The organism is Solobacterium moorei, assembly GCF_036323475.1.
Lineage (GTDB): Bacteria > Bacillota_I > Bacilli_A > Erysipelotrichales > Erysipelotrichaceae > Bulleidia > Bulleidia moorei.
In genome coordinates, this window is record NZ_AP028934.1 from 1,518,713 (window position 1) to 1,536,314 (window position 17,602).

At 36.2% G+C, this 17,602-nt stretch carries 18 protein-coding genes; 1 reads left to right on the plus strand and 17 read right to left on the minus strand.

Annotation, left to right across the window (positions count from 1 at the left end; genetic code table 11):
- Window positions 1–511: 511 nt before the first annotated feature.
- From RGT18_RS07585 to RGT18_RS07595, 3 genes are all read right to left on the minus strand, one after another.
- Window positions 512–922 (minus strand): GNAT family N-acetyltransferase, encoded by a 411-nt coding sequence (locus RGT18_RS07585; RefSeq protein ID WP_028077489.1) that lies wholly within the window; start codon window positions 920–922, stop codon window positions 512–514.
- Between the two features lie 242 nt (window positions 923–1,164).
- Window positions 1,165–2,745 (minus strand): potassium/proton antiporter, encoded by a 1,581-nt coding sequence (locus RGT18_RS07590; protein ID WP_028077488.1) that lies wholly within the window; start codon window positions 2,743–2,745, stop codon window positions 1,165–1,167.
- A gap of 823 nt (window positions 2,746–3,568) precedes the next feature.
- Complete coding sequence (locus RGT18_RS07595; RefSeq protein WP_028077487.1) at window positions 3,569–4,924, minus strand: FAD-dependent oxidoreductase; 1,356 nt, start codon at window positions 4,922–4,924, stop codon at window positions 3,569–3,571.
- 313 nt (window positions 4,925–5,237) lie between these two features.
- Here RGT18_RS07595 and RGT18_RS07600 point away from each other — a divergent pair, with 313 nt between their 5' ends.
- Window positions 5,238–6,329: an IS110 family RNA-guided transposase gene (locus RGT18_RS07600; protein ID WP_338175824.1), complete on the plus strand. Its 1,092-nt coding sequence runs from the start codon at window positions 5,238–5,240 to the stop codon at window positions 6,327–6,329.
- 256 nt (window positions 6,330–6,585) lie between these two features.
- Here the strand turns inward: RGT18_RS07600 and RGT18_RS07605 are convergent, their stop codons facing one another.
- The 14 genes from RGT18_RS07605 to RGT18_RS07665 form a co-directional block, all read right to left on the minus strand.
- Window positions 6,586–6,903 (minus strand): DUF3847 domain-containing protein, encoded by a 318-nt coding sequence (locus RGT18_RS07605; RefSeq protein WP_081659582.1) that lies wholly within the window; start codon window positions 6,901–6,903, stop codon window positions 6,586–6,588.
- A 44-nt stretch (window positions 6,904–6,947) separates the two neighbouring features.
- On the minus strand, window positions 6,948–7,160 hold the full coding sequence (locus tag RGT18_RS07610; protein ID WP_028078795.1) for a hypothetical protein: 213 nt from the start codon (window positions 7,158–7,160) through the stop codon (window positions 6,948–6,950).
- 15 nt (window positions 7,161–7,175) lie between these two features.
- Window positions 7,176–7,964, minus strand: a complete 789-nt coding sequence (locus RGT18_RS07615) for a hypothetical protein (RefSeq protein WP_051241063.1) — start codon at window positions 7,962–7,964, stop codon at window positions 7,176–7,178.
- A gap of 406 nt (window positions 7,965–8,370) precedes the next feature.
- Window positions 8,371–8,661, minus strand: a complete 291-nt coding sequence (locus RGT18_RS07620) for a hypothetical protein (RefSeq protein ID WP_028078796.1) — start codon at window positions 8,659–8,661, stop codon at window positions 8,371–8,373.
- Window positions 8,654–9,604 carry an amidase domain-containing protein gene (locus RGT18_RS07625; protein WP_028078797.1) on the minus strand — a complete coding sequence of 317 codons (951 nt, stop codon included), beginning with the start codon at window positions 9,602–9,604 and terminating at the stop codon, window positions 8,654–8,656. The genes RGT18_RS07620 and RGT18_RS07625 overlap by 8 nt, the downstream gene beginning before the upstream one ends.
- Before the next feature lie 168 nt (window positions 9,605–9,772).
- Entirely contained in the window at window positions 9,773–10,312 is a 540-nt protein-coding gene (locus RGT18_RS07630; RefSeq protein ID WP_211220329.1) for a hypothetical protein, read from the minus strand.
- A 903-nt stretch (window positions 10,313–11,215) separates the two neighbouring features.
- Window positions 11,216–11,404 carry an AbrB/MazE/SpoVT family DNA-binding domain-containing protein gene (locus RGT18_RS07635; RefSeq protein WP_211220330.1) on the minus strand — a complete coding sequence of 63 codons (189 nt, stop codon included), beginning with the start codon at window positions 11,402–11,404 and terminating at the stop codon, window positions 11,216–11,218.
- Window positions 11,405–11,410: 6 nt separating this feature from the next.
- A complete protein-coding gene (locus tag RGT18_RS07640) occupies window positions 11,411–11,656 on the minus strand; it encodes a helix-turn-helix transcriptional regulator (RefSeq protein WP_211220331.1) in 246 nt (81 codons plus the stop codon).
- Between the two features lie 7 nt (window positions 11,657–11,663).
- Window positions 11,664–12,125, minus strand: a complete 462-nt coding sequence (locus RGT18_RS07645) for a hypothetical protein (protein WP_211220332.1) — start codon at window positions 12,123–12,125, stop codon at window positions 11,664–11,666.
- 212 nt (window positions 12,126–12,337) lie between these two features.
- Window positions 12,338–12,727 (minus strand): alpha/beta fold hydrolase, encoded by a 390-nt coding sequence (locus RGT18_RS07650; protein WP_211220333.1) that lies wholly within the window; start codon window positions 12,725–12,727, stop codon window positions 12,338–12,340.
- A 326-nt stretch (window positions 12,728–13,053) separates the two neighbouring features.
- Window positions 13,054–14,094 (minus strand): IS30 family transposase, encoded by a 1,041-nt coding sequence (locus tag RGT18_RS07655; protein WP_338175831.1) that lies wholly within the window; start codon window positions 14,092–14,094, stop codon window positions 13,054–13,056.
- 93 nt (window positions 14,095–14,187) lie between these two features.
- Window positions 14,188–14,328, minus strand: coding sequence for an FAD:protein FMN transferase (locus RGT18_RS13105; protein ID WP_162141243.1), 141 nt, complete (start codon window positions 14,326–14,328; stop codon window positions 14,188–14,190).
- A gap of 43 nt (window positions 14,329–14,371) precedes the next feature.
- Entirely contained in the window at window positions 14,372–14,827 is a 456-nt protein-coding gene (locus tag RGT18_RS07660) for a hypothetical protein (RefSeq protein WP_028078767.1), read from the minus strand.
- 1 nt (window position 14,828) lies between these two features.
- Complete coding sequence (locus tag RGT18_RS07665; protein WP_338175834.1) at window positions 14,829–17,594, minus strand: type IV secretory system conjugative DNA transfer family protein; 2,766 nt, start codon at window positions 17,592–17,594, stop codon at window positions 14,829–14,831.
- Window positions 17,595–17,602 lie beyond the last annotated feature (8 nt).

Sequence of the window (17,602 nt, forward strand, 5' to 3'; positions counted from 1 at the left end):
AAAACACAATATGCTATTTTGCCAAGCAAATTAATTGCGTGGCTTTCGTAGTTAGAAACTAAGCAAGTGGATCAACTGGGGAGGAGAAGCAATTGTAATGGTTTTACTTCCTTCAAGCATAGAGCCCTGTTGTATTCCCACTATCTCTGTACCTGTTTCCCATTGACATGGGGCCATGCGAATATACTTCCATGTTTTATTTCTTGTGTCTCATTTCGTCTTTCATACTTCTGTTCCTCAAGAATAATGTGGGAAAACTTTATACAAATTAATAACAGTAGCATATTTCACGAGAAAATTTATAGAAAAGAACGTTCTTTTCAACGATTGTATTTCACAAAAATGTTTTTAGATTTTCGCCCTGAAAATACTAAATTGCTATCCCATTTAGTTTCTATGCAATTGCTCTAACAGTTAATAATCATCTCTTATTCAAACAACTCAGCGAATTATAATTAACCCATAATTATTACCATAGTAAATGATCCTAATTTCCGAGCTACACTTCAAATCACAACTCCTTTGTATAATAATATCGCTTCCCTGTATATGGATATTCTTTCAATATGAGCACCTCTTTATAACCATGCTTTTCATAAAAGTTTGGTGCTTGAAAATTAAACGTATTAACGAATGAATACTTACACCCTCTAGTTTTCGATTCCTTTTCTGCCATTTCTAAAATTTTTGAACCAAAACCTTGCCCCCTTAAATCATCTCTAACATACAAATATTCAATCTCAAGCCAATTCCCAAAAGTCTCCGCTACCATTCCAGCCATTAAATTACCCATTTCATCTTCCGCATAAATGTTGAGAGGTTCACTTTTTGATGGCTCTCTATTAGATCTATTATATGTTCGGATTAAATTTGCCAATTCTTGTGTCTTTTCAGATTCTATATTTTCTAATTTCAAATTCATACTGCCCTCCATTTTTTGAGCTTTTCGCTATTCCAATGTTAAAATTTGCTAAATTGAACTTATCAATATAATGAGTATCCCATATACATAGCTATCAGTCTATTCACATTTGCTTCAATAACACTCCATAGGCTCCATAGTCTAGCAGAAAATGTGTTTTGAACACCTAGAATATGCCATATCTAGCACATATAATAAATGACTCGTACATCTCCTCTTTGAAGATAGACACAAGTCATTTTCTATTTTGTATTCTTCCCTTTAAACAGTAATATACGATCTTCCGTTTGGATCAGCGTACTACCTGTCGCTGGTATAATTTCATCATTCCGATTAATTGAAATAATCAACTTATTGTCCGGAAGCTTCAAGTCACGAATATATTTATGATTCCATGCATGATGTTCTGTCACTGTAAATTCTATGAGATCTTGTCCGTTTGGATCAAAATACTCTTCGCCGCTCCAAACAATAACATCATTGGGTTTTAGAACAAGACTTCCATTAGGAACTAATGGCTTATCATCACGAATTACCTTTGCAATAATTAAGTGCTTATCTAAAGAAATATCTTTTATCTGACGATGTGCGAGAATACCACCCTCATCTACTACTGATTTTACAAATGTAATATTCCCTTTTCCAACATAGTAATTAAATGTTCTTAATACTTCATTACGAGGATCAATCATATGTAACTTTTCTGTTACCCACTTCATAGAGGAGCCTTGTATGAGTGATGATAGTAAGCAGACGCCAAAGACAATATGGAAGATATCCACAGGACTTGTTTTATACTGATTTACTACCATAATTGCAAAGGCAATCGCAGCTGCGCCACGAAGTCCTCCCCAAGATACTAACCACTTTTGATTGAGCTTCAAATCAAATGGTAACATCAGTCCAAACACTATGATTGGTCTAACAATAAAAATGAGTACAATTGCAATGACAATCGCAAAGAATAAGTTCGTCAAGATATGTGCAGGTGTCGCAAGTAATCCCAAAATAAAGAACAACAGGATATTCATAATGTTAGATACACCATCAAAGAAGAATGTCACCTCTTTCTTTGCGATAAAAACTTGATTTCCTAATATCAATCCAAGAATATATACCGTTAGGTATCCATTACCATTCAACAGTTCACTAATCGAGAAAGATAATAGTACAACCGCAATGATAAAGACTGTAATAAATCCACTCTTTTGAAGGTCTGTATACTCCATGAATTTGCGAACAACATAAGCAACGATTACACCAATGAGAATACCCCAGAATATCTGAAAGAATAACATTATACCGATAGAAATCTGTTCACCTTTGATTAATGCTAAGAAAATACAAGTTAGTGTAAACGCCATCGGGTCGTTTGATCCACTTTCAAGTTCTAAAAGAGATGCAGTATTGTATTTTAAATTTAGATTCTTTGAAGAAAGAATATTCGATACAGATGCGTAGTCCGTAGAGCCAATAATTGAACCAATTAAGAAGCTCTCTATCCAGCCAAAGCGTAGAATAAAATGTATCAACGTTCCGGTCAGTAATGACGTAAATATTACTCCTAATGTTGATAGAATTAATGATTCAATTACGACAGTTCTTCCAGCTTTCCAGTTTGTGCCAAAGCCACCATAGAAGATGATAATTAATAATGCAATCTTCGAGAAGTTTTCCGCAAATTGGTAATCGTTAAAGTTAAAACCAATTAGACTGCTTACAATACCCAAAGACAAGAACAACATCAAAGAAGGAATCCCTGACTTCTTCGCTATCTGAACCGCAATCAGAGCAGCCAGTAATATGACTGATATATAAAACATACGCTATCCACCTCCTATTGTTGTCATTCTATCAAGATTTAGTATATCTTTCAAAACAAAGATATATGTGCATGCATGTTTGGATATACTACTATATATAGTAAATGAACTGACTCAATACATCATTAAAACATACACTCAACTCACCTGCTATAATTCTAAGTTTGTTAACAATACTATCTTTACTTATTATAAATAATCTCCAATATATCCTCTATCGGATTAGATATACCAGAAATTACAGCATATCTCCTAAGCTTCCATATATTTTTATTTTGATTTCCTAAATATAAATTCCATACTCTTGAAAATTTTTTGGATCTTGATTTTTCCTATCACGGATAATATTGCAAATTGTATATTCTATATCATAAACATTAACTGTATTTCCCATCATTATTTCTACATGCATTATACCCATTTAATACCCACGAATCCATCTTTATCTGATAAACGCTGACTTTCTTTTTAAACTGTTTTTGTAAAAAATATAGTTCATCAAAATCATTAAAAGTTAGATCAAAATATATTCCACGCGATACTTTCTCAAGTTTTCCTTTACGAATCATATCCGTGAGATACCATGAATCAATATTATGACTTTATACTTCTCAGGCTGTAATGATCCCATTATTTTGTTTAATAATATTCATCGAATCAGTATTCATATATATCTTCTTTCTGCGCATTATTATATAATTGAAACCACACAAAAAAAGTAATGATTTTATTAGAGTTGAGGAAATCAAAAACTCTTTATTTCATAATAAAAGGCTATTGTCAAAAACCGTTATGACATAGCCTAGATATCATTGTTACTTAATTAAACCAAAAAATCATTTAATGCTTCAGCCATTGTTGGATGTGTGAAAATCTGATTTGCAAGTACTGTATATGGTTGCTTCGCAATCATTGCAGTTACTACGATATTGATTACTTCATGAGATTCTTCAGCAAATAGTACTGTACCTAAAATCCGGTTTGTATCAGCGTCTACAACCGCCTTATAAATACCTGTTTGATTACCAAGAATCTTAGCCTTAGGAATTGCAGTAACTGGTAATGTCGCTACCTTAATGTTATATCCAGCCTGACGCGCTTCCTTCTCACTTAACCCAACTCTAGAATATGTTGGATGTAAGAATGCCGAGAAAGCAATTGGTTGTCTATCATTTCTTATATAAGCACCATTACCATCTAAATAGCTCTTCACAATACGATAGTCATCTAAAGAGATATACGTAAACTGTGGTCCACCGTTTACATCACCCATCGCAAAGATATGTGGCTTATTTGTTTGTAGGTGTTCATTCACATTTACAAAACCACGTTCTGAAACCGAAACACCAGCATTTTCTAGGTTGAGTTCTTTTGTGTTTGGAGTTCTACCTGTCGCAACAAGTAATACATCAGAAAAAATCTTACCAGTCTCTCCATTTACTTCATAAGATACAGTCACTGTATTTTCATCTTGTTCTACATGCTTTGTGTCTGCACTAAAGATGAAATCTACACCTAATGACTTATAGGATTCAAATACTGCACTTGCTACATCGTTATCTTCTCTAGCAAGTAACTTTTCTGCCTTGTCGATAACTGTAACCTTTGTACCAAACTTCGCATATGTTGCCGCAAATTCTAGGCCAATGAAACCACTACCTAAAATTGTTAATGTCTTAGGGAAATCCTCGAGATTCATTAAAGTTTCACTTGTGTGAATTCTCTTACCTACTTCTAAACCTTCTACAGAAGGAATAAATGGCTTAGCACCTGTATTGATAAAGATACGATCTGCAGATACTTCCTCAACTCCGTTTGCTGTTTGGATATTTACTGTATGCTCATCCTTGAATGAAGCTAGTCCTTCAATCACTTTGACGTTACTGTTCATCGCAACCTTGTCATAGTTTGCCTTATTGAGTTTTGCAATCAAAGCTTTTTTATTGATAACTGCATTCTTATAATATTCTTCGTCGTTTACTTGGCTGTAGCTTCTACGATCAGCTGCAGTTGCTAAAAACTTAGATGGAATACAACCTACATTGATACATGTACCTCCATACATATTAGAAGACTTTTCTACTAATATTGTTTTTTCACCTTTATCTCCTAAGTAATTTGCCAGTGTTTTACCAGCCTTACCAAAACCAATAATAATATTTCCTACTTTCTTATTCATATTTAAATGGTATATACAAATTAAGCTCATCCAGCTAAGCAAAATCTGTATACATCTCCTTTCTTGCCCAGATTAGTATCGGTCTGGGAAACCGTGTAGAATTGAGATCGTGAATGCGTACTAGAATCTTATATGTTTGTAGCTTTGACTACGTGAGGTATTATCTGACCGCTTCGTTGTATAGAAATTGTTATTAGTTAGATGAGCCCTTCTTTTATTGAAGTGAGTTCCCATTTCGCACCATATTCTTTGATACTTCTGAAACGGTGGTACTGGTATTCATCACAGCTTAATTTTGAAAGGAGTCATTTACATGATCAACATTGGTATCGATATCGGTAAGTTCAAGCACTGTGCTCCAGTACTCGATGATTCTACCGGTGAAGTTCTCATCAAACCCTTCTTCCTCACAAACGATCGGAAGGGATTTGATCTACTCTATTCTAAAACGAAACAATTTATTCGCAGGAAACATTCTGTCGGTATGGAAGATACCGGTCATTATATGATCAATCTCACAAATTACCTACTCGACAAGAAATTTACTGTCAAATACATCAATCCAAGGGCTACCTGCCTACGTCGCAAGGAACTTGGTATATCTGCCAAGAATGACAGAAAAGATGCGCTTTTAATAGCAGAAATGTTAAGTGAGAAGAAATTCTGGCGTTCCATTTCTCCACGTTCTATTGAAAATGGTAAATTTCGTGATATCACTCGTCTTTATCACCAACTCCAAGAGCAGCAGAATCAAGATATGAATCGACTACAGAGAGCGCTAGATATCGTATTTCCAGAAGTGAATTCACTTTCATGTACACGCTACTCAAAAGCGTATATGAAATTCTTGTCAGCTTACCCTAGTGCTTCATCAATCGCCTTTGAAGATATCCGTAATCTTCGCAAGGCACTCAAAACAGAGGGAAGTGGCAGACAATGCAAAGTGACTGCAGAAGAAATCAGATACCTTGCCAAGCATTCTGTTGGCGAAGATAGCAGCTCCATTGATTTGGAAGTAACATCTATCATCGCTATCATCAATGCCAGAGAAGAACAGATTCGTATTTTGGAAAAGAAAATAGAAGAATTCAGTCACAAGCTAAACTCTCCTATCATTTCCATCCCTGGCATTTCTCATATCTCAGGAATGACAATTCTTGCGGAAATCGGAGATATCAATCACTTTCATAACACGGAAAATTTGATATCCTTTGCAGGAATGGATCCGCTTGTCTACCAGTCCGGCAAATATGACGCTACACATATGCCTATATCCAAGCACGGCTCAAGATATATGCGCAAGGCTCTGTATCAAGCCGTATTCACTGTCTGTAAATATTCTCCGACCTTCCATGCCTATTATACTAAAAAACGTAATCAAGGGAAGTCTCACAGATGTGCCTAAGGTCATTGTGCACGAAAGCTTCTCCGTGTGATATACAAACTTCTTAGTTCGAACGCTCCTTATGATCAAAATCATATTCACTGATTGATTCATCAACCTACAATAATCATCTACATAGTCAAAGCTACAAATGTAGTTGTTTTAACTGTACTCTATTCACGATTTCAAAGATCATTTTTGAGACTCTTCTGGATTTTTGTGAGTCTCAATATTTTTCAAATTTTACTTGATTTTCTTATAGTTAAATACCTTATTTCTAGTCTTCTAAAATCGATACTTCAAGGTCTATCGCTTTAAATTCTTTTGTCTTTGTTGCTTCTTCTAGTAGGATTTTTATTTCTTCATCTGTTAGTTCTTCTGCATTTTCTATAAGGCTTTCTAAGATTGCTCCTCTTGTTATGAGCCTATGAGTTCTTTCTTTTCTTCTTTTTACTATATCTTGTTTTAATACTTTCTTTCCTTGATTTTTTAGTTGCCTTAATCTTTCTTCTGTATCGTCTATTTTATCTTTTATTTCTTTTGACTCTTGTCTTATTTGTTCTAAATTTTCATTTTCTTGTTTCCTTTCATTTATATATCAAATAAAAAGCGACTAAGAGTGCAATCTTAGTCGCTACGCTATAATATAGCTTTTAACTTTAGTCTAAAAACAGCAAAGAGCAAGATGATGCTAACAATCAAACCTACGCCAAATTTCACCCACATTACCATTGGCGAAACACTCCATTCAGGATGATTTGCTGCTGCTATATAATCTTTAACTAACAAATATGTCCCGATCATAGCAGGAATTAAAGAACCGAAAACTTTTGCTACAACTTTTAATGTCATATAATATTCTCCTGCTTAATAATCTGAACTTGCTACAGGAGGATTTCCATAATATACAGTTCCAAAATATGGAATGTCTACCCCAGTAGAATACAAATTACTATAAGATTTTATACTTTGAACTGTAGCTGTTGGAGTATTTGGAACACCTGCACTAACTGTTGTAGAACAAACTGAATTCCAAACTTTTGTTGCAAACGTTGAACAATTTGATAACGCAGTCCATGAGTCATTATTCTTTATGTTTTGTGAAACTGTACTCAACAAGTTAGAAGATAAATCTACCCTTAATGATACGACCTTAGCATATGCATTGGACCTATTTTGGAAATATCCCTCAAGATTATACCATAACCCTGTATGTTCATTTTTATTTCCCCAAGTTCCTACAGTAACAGTCTTACCAGAACCAACTGATAATCCTCCAACAGTAATTGTCGAACTCGAAATATTCTTTATACTTAAAAAAGCATGTCCAGATGTATTAAATGATGAACTTCCTCCATCATTAATCGCAAATATTCTCATAATTGCAACAGCAGACGATGATGCTCTATCACCAAAATCATTATCCACTCTTGCTTGAGCTTTTTCGCTTGATGAAGCTTCAATAATCAATAATTCATCAATATCACCACTGTTTGCACTTCTGCTTTCAAGCTCTATGTTAGATGGGAAACTATATGGGTTAAAATTGTCATCTATATTATTCTCAGAAGCAAATACATTAGCAACTCCACATAATGAGAATACAACTGTAAATGCTAATAATGACGACACAAATTTCTTTAATATATTTTTCATTATAAACCTCCTGGTATATTCAATTTGACTCATATAGCTGACTAAATTGAATATACGTTTTCTTTCTACCTGACCTCGTATCCGTCAGGACTGTTTTTGATAGAATTGAAATCGTGAATGTGTACTTTGACAACCTCCTATTTTCAAAATATATTCGCAAATTTTACCAAACTAAACATGCTCAGTCTCCGTTCTTATACCTCTGAGGATTTAAATATACCATTTAATCGCCTCCTGTACCTACATGACACTGCTCACACTTAAATTTATCAAAACCAAATAATGTATAAATACATGTATTTAGTTTGTTTGCAATTTCCATTTCTACTGGAATCGTTGGTTGAGCTTCTCCTCGTTCCAAAAGACTAATGTATTGCCTTGTTACACTTAACTCATCAAACCCTAGTTATAATTTATAAACGACATATACTCTTACTTTAACATTATCTCCACTAAGCCATCTTACACCTGTTTTTTCATTATCGACTCTACCTGAATGGTTTCTTACGCCAACATCTTTTCTATTATTGTCGAAGCCAGTGATTATTAAAGTATGATATGCGCTATCTTTAGAGTTTAAAAAAGATATAGGGTATCCAGCTTGTGCATAGTTGTATAACCTTGAAAGTTCTCCATTTTTACTCAGATCGAAATCCTTATAAGCATATGATCTTATGACCCAGTGCCACTTAAACATTTTGCACCACGCCACGTAGAAGATACTTGGCTTGGTTTTTTTCTGAACCATAAGAAAACCAGTTTCTACTATCGTCTATTTTAGGATATTGGTGTTTCATCTTTTTTTCTCCCGCATACAGACATTGAGAAACAAAATTAGCACAATCAACACCCCAATCAGGAAAGGTGGGATTATAATTCTCCCAATACGTTTTTGCATAAGCAACACCTTTTGAAGCTGCATCTTTTTCAGAGCTTCTATATAAAATGTTTGTTTTCAAATATTTTTTAGCAATTGTTTCGTCGAAATTATCTCCTGATTCCATATCTTCAATATATAACAATGCTGATTCTTTGACTTCGTTTGGTAAACTATTAATATGTCTTTTTAGAATATTTATATTTTCTTCTGTCGTGTCCAAAGTAGCGTAGTAATTAGGCTTGAGATTTTTATTTATATAGTCGACAATGGCTTCATACCCATCAGGTTCTTTAGCTGAGCGGATTATAATATCCTTAGCTTCATACTCTGAATCATCAATCATATACTCTATCTTATTTAACATATTAGCTTTTGCTTTTTCTGCGATAGCCTTATTTGAAAGATTTGGATACATGCCCCTGTACATATTGAAAATCTCAATATAAGATGATATATATTGATTTATATACTTTTTTTCCATGGTCGGATATAGGTTCTGTAGTTCTGTCAAAAAGGTTTTGGTTTCATAGTTGTCGTCAATATTAACTTTTGAAACTTCATTAGCACTAAGTGCTTTTAAAACTTGACTTGGCTCATAGTTTACACTTAATTGTTCCTCTTTACTTAGACCATTAAACCATTCTTGCCATTCTTTAGGGCTGACTTTTGAGTTATTATTTGCTGATGAAGCAAATACATTTGTTGCCATTGCTGTTAACAGCATCACCATGGCTATTAATAGAGTAAATCTTCTCTTCATTTCTAACCTCCTCATATAATTTTGTCTGACCTCAATATATTTGACATTAAAATCAAATATATTCTATTTTTCCAATTGTTGTTTCTAGCTATATTATATAATATAGCATCTAAACTAATCGCCATTACTATATCTCATAGGATTTAAATTCATTATTTCACCTCCTCACTATCTTACATATGAGTTTATCTTTACCTTTCCTGATAATGTTTTATTTGATCTATTATCAATCGTAACTATATATTTACTACGTCTATAAGCTTTTACTTTTAATGTTGAGTCTGAAGCAAATCTTTCATCATAAATAATTTTTCCATCTTCTTCAATAATTACTGAATAATCAACTCCTCCTGAACAAGACATATCTTTTAATCTAACTGTAAATCCATCATGGACTGGACCAAGCCAAGTATCCATATTAAATTTATAATCTATGTTATCAAATCTTTTTAATCTTATATTCTCATCAACATTTGCTGCTCTAAGACCTATCGTCGATACTTCTCCTAATTCTAACTTTTGGTATTCTTCGTCACTTATTATTTGAACCCTATCTTTAAATTCCGAATTAATATTAGTAACTATTTCACCTTTTGTATCAATCCTATCTTGATTTAGATCAGTTACATTGGCAAATACTGGTAAACAAAATGTAAATGTAGACATAAAAACCACCAATCCTGCAAGTGTCTTTTTCCATTTTTTCATAATTAGCATCCTTTCTTTATTTGGATTTAAATTTAGGCTTAATTAACTCATAGTGGACTTAATATCATTGATGAGGGTTCATATGCACATCAATATTGAAAATGCATAATAGATTAGTCTCATGATAAAGGAGAAATCTATTATGCATGAAACAGAATTAATCACTAACTTTAATAAACTAACACAATATATCCTTCAAGTTCATCTATCTTACAAATGCTATGAGTAAGCCGAGTTCTTGGCTTATATACATCACTCTTTAAGCCAAATTAGCCAAGTAATATCAATACACACCCCAAATGTTTTTATTGACACCCTTTTTGTCAAAATTGACACACCTAAAATAAAAAATCTAGCCTTTCGATTAGCTAGAACAACGATTATTTTTATTCGATTTTTGATTTTTCTAAAAGCCTTTATTTTAAGTACATTGAGTAATATAAAGTGTAGATTTGTGTATCCTTTTGATATACTTCTTCTCTCCTCCACACGATACAGTACATTTCCTTCTGCATAAAATCCTCATATCTAGGTGGGTGCATTTTTTCTTGTTATCCATTCCCTAGTGTCAACTTTTGTCTATGGATATGTTCCCACTTAGTTGATTTTTATCACAAAAAAGCTTACTCCTGTCTATCGATACCTTTTAACAATAGCCTATGAATAAGCCGTTATTTTCTACACTTTTTTACTTCGTGTGTGCAACTCTTGACATCAATATCACACACTCCACATGTGTCAAGGCTACTCTAGCGATAACCCTGCATCAAGAAAAGAGTCTTAACGCTCGTTGCACGATGGAAGATGGCAAAGGTAATCTTGTTGGAGGATGAGTACCTAAGTCTGCTGCAATCTGATATAATTTATTCATTTTTCATTTCAACAACAACTATTTCAGGTCCGTTATTCCTCCGATTTTGAGGCTGCCCACTCCATTGCTTTTTTCATTCTTTCCTCAAACATCTCCGCCGGGACCATGGCTATGCCTTCCTTATCGTCACTGAGCACGATCAATCTTTGCCCGCCTGTAAGACCGAATCTTTCACGCGCAGCTTTGGGAATTACAAGTTGTCCGCGCTCGTTTATTGTCACCGAACCTCATATATTTTTTCCCTTTGGCGCTGGCGGAATGTTCTCTTTTCCGTCTATTGTTTCTGTTTTTATAAGACTATCAATCGTAACGCCGTAGATATCCGCAAGACGCTTGCATTTTAAAATATCCGGAACGGTCGCGCCGCTCTCCCATTTCGCGTAAGCCTGACGGGAGATATCTATTTTTTCGGCAATTTCTTCCTGAGAAAAGCCATGTATATTGCGAAGCATAATAAGATTTTCTTTTAACATAATGTCCTCATTTCGGCAGCAGCGAGTTCACCGCCTCAATATAGAAAGCACTGTGAGCGGTACGGATCACGTGCTCACTGTTTTCAGTCTCGACCAACTGGCAATTGTTGCCTACATATGCCGTCGCTCTCTCTGCCTGTTCGCGGGATGCCGCGCACAGATATGTTCCGTCCTCGTTAACGTTCTCCTTCGCGTGAATATAAACACAGGGAACTTCTATCGCGGACAGTATTTCCTCATGCTTAAGACCGTGATTCCAGCTCAGGTCATAAAATCGTTCACCATACATAAAATCATATTTCTTGGCGTATTCAAAGACATACCAAAAAGAAGACGGCAGGAAACCTATCTGAACAGCCGCGTCGGTTTTTTCAGATGCCGCTTTTGCGCGTAGTCCGCGATTTTTGGCATCGCGTCTGCCATGAAAAGCTTTCCCCAGTAGCAATGCTACAAATAGTAACTTTCCCAACACTCCGTTTTATCTGAGCGGTTCCAATCATGCAGAGGCCTATAGGTATCAAGATAAGCGAAGCTCTCTTCCCAGCCTTCCCCCCGCAGAGAATACCGGAGGGTCTTCCAGCACCGCTCCGGCTATGTTTTGACCGCCGTATGCCGCAATATAGGCGGCAGTGAGAGCTCCGTTAGAATGGCCCCGCCACAACTGTGGGCGCGCCGATAACATTATCGATAAAACCAAATGAGATCATCTCCGTTTATGTCAAGATAATACAGGCTTTCATCATGCGCCGATTCTCCGTGACCGTAAACATCGACCGCGTAGATATGCCAATTTTTACTGAGCTCCGGCAACACAAGAGCGTAGTCTTCCCAAATGCCCATCTGCCCGTGAATTAGCAAAAGCGCGAGTTTTTCATTGCTGACTTCACCATAGTTTATTAAATTCCCGTTCGGAAGAATAACCTGTTTTTCTTCCGCGCCCGCTGTCTTCAGCGCTTTTTCGTATTTGTCATACCAGTGAACGTTATGATGCCAATAAAATCCGAAAGCGACAGTGAGAGCCGCGATTACAGCCAATAACACGATTACAAAAATTTTCATGGCTTTTTTCATCGGTACCTTCATGTTTGATTCTTATGAAAATTGTAATTAAAAGTTGCCCGATTATCAAGCAATCAGAATTGCCAAAAATCATCAATCTTTGTTATGTTTGGTTGCGTAGGAAAATTTCAAGACATATCGCAAAGTTTTTTTGATTTTTTAGAGAAATATCTGTTTTTCTATGAAAGAAACTTGGTTTTGTTACATTTTAGAGTTATATGTATTGCATGCAGGTTTATTTTATCAATTTGATACATCTTTTAAAAGACCATTATCCAATGATCTGATTTGTTTCCGGATTGTAATGTATGTATTGTTAAATAACGATATCCTTCAGTTCAGGGAACTGCGGAAAGTTCCTGTATGAACATCTCCTCTGCCGTTCGATAATCAAATAGTTTTCTTGGGTAGTTGTTGATCCATTCTTCTATCGTCTTAAACTTGCTTTCAGAATAGTCATCAAACTCCGTCCCTTTAGGAATAAACTTTCTGATCAATTTGTTTGCAACTTCATTGCTGCCACGTTCACAACTTGTATATGGATGACAAAAATATAATTCCGTTCTCTTCTGTGTTTCATCTGTACAGGATCGTTCTATCTTTTCTACATAGGAAAACTCTGTCCCATTGTCACAGGTGATCGTTCTGAAGAGTATATTGAATTTCCCCTGTAATCGTTTTTCAAGATTGTTTAATGCTTGTACGACAGCTTCGGCACAATGATGTTTCAACTTGACGATGATTTCTTTCCTGGTCTTTCTTTCCGTCATAACAAGCATACTGCTGTGGGATGTATTCTTTCCTTTGACGGTATCCATCTCCCAATGTCCGAATTCATCTCTGGTCAAGATGTATTCCGGACGTTTCTCAATACTTGTTCCTACGATCCGTTTTGCTTCCTTGTTCTTCTTTACCTTCTTATATTTCCGCTTTCTTTTCCCTTTGACAATCAAGTCTTTGTTAGTGACTCTATCAAATACACCGGCATCGATGTAGTTATACAAAGTGGTTACACAGATCGATTCTCGGAACTTTAGATTCTTACGTTTAATTTCACCCAGTACAACTGCAGGACTGTACTTGTCATCTGCAATCTTGTTTTCAATATATCGAGCAAGACGTGGATCCCTAGATATTTTCTTGGCAACTCCCTTTGACCGCATCTTTGTTTCATGACGCTGTTGTGCCAGATCAGAGCTGTATGTTCTTTTATGAGAATTGCCAACCTTTTTATAATATTTGCCATGCTTTATTTCACGATATATCGTGGATATATGCACTTTTAAGATCTTTGCTATATCCTTGATTGGTACTTTCTTCTCATATAAAGTTTCCAATTTGACCCTATCGGTCTGTGTCAATTGTTTAAAACAGCGCATGATAATCAACTCCAAAATCTTATATGTACATTGTATAGCCTTAGGCGCAGAATGTTTAACTTAACTTTTTAGGAATCAAATTATTAGAATCAATCATTCTTTTCCATTATATTTTTCTGATAATGCTTTCAGATTTCCTCCAGCATCGATGACGGCGTTTTTAATCTTTGTTGACATCAAATATTCTGCAACTTTCTGGGTTGCATATCCTTTTGCAATAGCTCCAACATACACACTTATGCCGAGATAGATTACTATCTCGGCAATTTCTTTATTCTTAAATGATCTTCGTGCAAAGTTTCAGTATTTCCTGGTTCTGTTTCAACTCTTCATCCGCTTTTGTACGACACTTATGGAACATCTCCCATTTACCACCTTCCTCTTCGGGATGATATACACCTATACAACCTATATGAGGATACTTTTTAAAGTAATCGCTATACTTATCCAGGATTACTTTTTTCTTATCCATTGGGACTACCACAAAGTTCTTATGGCAAAAGTCAGAATTCAGATATGCCTGAGAAAATGCCTTATCAATATCTGCCAGTTTGAATTCAAAACTACATAATTCAATATGGAATCCTTTATCATCTTTTACTTTTTCTACAGTCAATAGATCAACACCTCCGGTTCGAGCCTTGCACTCAAACTGATAGGAAACAATATTTGATCTGTATCCATATTTCTTCCAAAATTGTTCCTTCAACGCTCTTTCTTCTACATATTTCACTTTACTTTTCCTCCTCAAAATTCATCGTAAGCTGCATATCTGTTTCTCTGCTGTTTTCTTTATGTTTTCTTTGTTTCTTATTGATCGGTTTGACATCCAGAATCTCCCCGGTTTCCGCATCCGTCATCTTCATCATTTCTTCAAAATCATTTACTTCCCGTTTTTCAGTTTCCACCCTATGTGTAAACAATTTTTTATATTCTTCCGTCAGTGAGAAAGTATGTAATTCGCTTAGTTTGTTTTCAATCTGAAATTTATCTTTATACAGATACGCCGATCGATTATAGATATACCAAAAATTCGGATAGAACCTGGTAATGATCGGCATCTTTCGCTGCCTTAAAATGACTGCTTCGGAAAGTGACAGATGCATCAATCTGTCTTCAGTAATGACCGGCACGGTATCAAAGCGTTTTGTTTCTTTATTCCATTTCAACTTCTTGCCGGCACGATTAGAAAACTCCTTGACGGTTTTATTGTTGGTTGCCAACAGATAAATGGTATTCATGATATTTCCTTTGATCGTTTCCGCCATCTTGTCACCGTACTTCTCATCAATCTGAGAGTATTCCTGAACAACGATATGCCATCTGATTCCTCTGAAGCGGGATGCCGCAAAGACAGTATTTGGATCCTTCAATGCCGGTGATATGCCAAACTCATCCCAGATGATGTCCCAGGGGATAGGCAATCTTTGATCCGGATACTGTCTGGAAGCAGCTGCCAACTCGTTATAAAGCTGTGTAACAAACAGGCTTACGAAAGGATGATATGTTGTTTTTTCATCATTGGTAATCATGAATATCGCCGTCGGCTTAGTAACCATATCTTTAAAGCTGAAGGTAGTCTTTGAGGTCATCTTTCTGACACGTTCATTGATCATACCTATCTGCATTTTATTGGAGAACGTAGACAGAATGGATCCTCTTTCGTCTGCACCCGTATAACATATCGTGATCAGTCTTTCATAAGATCGATCTGTCACATTACGGAGATTTTGCAGATACCACATTAACAGGAACATCCTTCCGGATGGTGTATCAACGGTAGAAAAACCCTCGCTTGCAAGTGCATTGATATTCGGGAAGTTGATCTGATCTTCATCCAACTGGCAAATGTTCCCGTCATCATCAACATACTCATACTCCAAAAGAAAAGACACACATCCTTCCATGAGCCGCTGTGCCTGTTGCCAGAAGTGTGCTTTTGATGTTTTTTCTTCACACAGTGTCCGGCAAATATCCGTCAACTGTTCATTGGCATCAGAAAGATCCGGTCTTGGAAAGTTCGGTGATTCTTCGATCATCATCTTTTGTTTCTTCAGCTGGTTATATCGTTTTTCGACCGGATCGATCGCCGCCTTGGCTTTTTGCTGCTGATCTTTGTCTTCCGAATCTAGGTCTTTGGCAAATTCTTTATTTACTTGCAGCATCTTTGCCTGCAGCAAGAGGTATTGTTTCTTTATCTCTAGGTAATTTCCCCGTTCATTTTCATTTTTCCAGCACTGATCCGCTGCTTGCTGTGCTTCCCGGTATTTTGCATATACGATTCCAAAAGGATTCCAGCATTCAGATTTCGCCGGATCCACAAAATCCAGAACAATAACATTGTACCCGTCCGCCTTCAAGCGTCCGTAATGCGCCTGTAACAGATTCTTTTTAATATCATTGACAAACATGTTTGATCTGCCAATGCGCACACCTTCAATAAAGCCATGCACTACCGTAGTTGTCTTACCGGAGTTCGTTGTACCAATGACCAGACTGTGATTATCATCCGGATCCACGTAAGTACATGATCTTGATGTTTCCATCGGCAAGCCGCATCTTCGATTCGTATCTTCCCCATTGATATTAAACCATCTGTATTCATTTACTTTCCATTTATCGGAGAGCTTCAAACGCTGTACCAGTTTATTCCACAAGTGTTTCTGCGGGTTGAATACAAAATCAGCATAATCTTTGATATGCGGTCTGAGCAGTACATATACCGCATTCCATCTCAACAGCAGATCTGTTCTCCAATTTCCCATATTCGCCTCGATCTGTTGAATATGTCCGCTTTTGATCAGCTGCTTCAGCTCTCTTCGCTGCCGAATCGTATCTTTGATCATCGTTAATTTATCCTTGAACAGCTTCCGGGCTGATTTTTCCCATACATTAGAGCTGATCAGAATCTCCAGGATTAGCAGTCCCAAAAAGATCACAATATAAAAGAACATATGATCCAAAACTGCCGGCAGTGTTAATTGAATCCGCAGCATGTTTGACGGAATATATTGACCTATCCGGTTGATCAGATTTTTTATTGTGATCATAACAATGACCACTGCTGATACAAACTGAATCAAAAATGCCGCATTGCCAAACCACCACCGGACATCTTTATAATACTTTTTGGCGGAAACAAACTTATGATCCTGTCTTCCATCCGCATCGAAGCGGAAGCGCTGCAATCCTTTTTTAGCCTCGTGCCTGCTTGCAATATGTGTATATGAATCCATTTCTTCATGCGTCAATCGCCGCTTCATCGCACGCATTTCTCTTTCTGTCTTAGACGGCCGCAATGACATGGTCAAAAAGTACAGCAGTCCGGCCAGAATCAGATATGTTACCAGGCGGAAGTATTCTGCATTCCCCTGCCAGAACATGATTGCCGGATCCAGACAGACATGCCGCACATTGATCGCATCAATAAATCCCATCAGATCATCTCTGTAAGATAAAAGCCATGCTATCTGCATAGCAAGAAAGTATGCAACAATCACATAGGCAA

Excerpts from the sequence above, each read along its gene's own strand:
- RGT18_RS07585 (WP_028077489.1), bottom strand. The coding sequence starts at position 922 with ATGAATTTGAAATTAGAAAATATAGAATCTGAAAAGACACAAGAATTG.
- RGT18_RS07590 (WP_028077488.1), bottom strand. The coding sequence starts at position 2,745 with ATGTTTTATATATCAGTCATATTACTGGCTGCTCTGATTGCGGTTCAG.
- RGT18_RS07595 (WP_028077487.1), bottom strand. The coding sequence starts at position 4,924 with ATGAATAAGAAAGTAGGAAATATTATTATTGGTTTTGGTAAGGCTGGT.
- RGT18_RS07600 (WP_338175824.1), top strand. The coding sequence starts at position 5,238 with ATGATCAACATTGGTATCGATATCGGTAAGTTCAAGCACTGTGCTCCA.
- RGT18_RS07610 (WP_028078795.1), bottom strand. The coding sequence starts at position 7,160 with ATGACATTAAAAGTTGTAGCAAAAGTTTTCGGTTCTTTAATTCCTGCT.
- RGT18_RS07615 (WP_051241063.1), bottom strand. The coding sequence starts at position 7,964 with ATGAAAAATATATTAAAGAAATTTGTGTCGTCATTATTAGCATTTACA.
- RGT18_RS07620 (WP_028078796.1), bottom strand. The coding sequence starts at position 8,661 with ATGTTTAAGTGGCACTGGGTCATAAGATCATATGCTTATAAGGATTTC.
- RGT18_RS07625 (WP_028078797.1), bottom strand. The coding sequence starts at position 9,604 with ATGAAGAGAAGATTTACTCTATTAATAGCCATGGTGATGCTGTTAACA.
- RGT18_RS07630 (WP_211220329.1), bottom strand. The coding sequence starts at position 10,312 with ATGAAAAAATGGAAAAAGACACTTGCAGGATTGGTGGTTTTTATGTCT.
- RGT18_RS07640 (WP_211220331.1), bottom strand. The coding sequence starts at position 11,656 with ATGTTAAAAGAAAATCTTATTATGCTTCGCAATATACATGGCTTTTCT.
- RGT18_RS07650 (WP_211220333.1), bottom strand. The coding sequence starts at position 12,727 with ATGAAAAAAGCCATGAAAATTTTTGTAATCGTGTTATTGGCTGTAATC.
- RGT18_RS07655 (WP_338175831.1), bottom strand. The coding sequence starts at position 14,094 with ATGCGCTGTTTTAAACAATTGACACAGACCGATAGGGTCAAATTGGAA.